This is a genomic window from Kluyvera genomosp. 3 (assembly GCF_011765685.1).
Lineage (GTDB): Bacteria > Pseudomonadota > Gammaproteobacteria > Enterobacterales > Enterobacteriaceae > Kluyvera > Kluyvera georgiana_A.
Window position 1 is genome coordinate 4,041,946 of record NZ_CP050321.1, and the last position, 232, is coordinate 4,042,177.

Consider the following 232-nt stretch of genomic DNA (forward strand, 5'->3'; position numbering starts at 1 on the left):
TGCTTAGAGGCTTTTCCTGGAAGCAGGGCATTTGTTACTTCAGCACCGTAGTGCCTCGTCATCACACCTCAGCGTTAATATTAGAGGCTTTTCCTGGAAGCAGGGCATTTGTTACTTCAGCACCGTAGTGCCTCGTCATCACACCTCAGCGTTAATAGCGTTCCGGATTTACCTAAAACACCCGCCTACATGCTTAAACCGGGACAACCGTCGCCCGGCTAACATAGCCTTC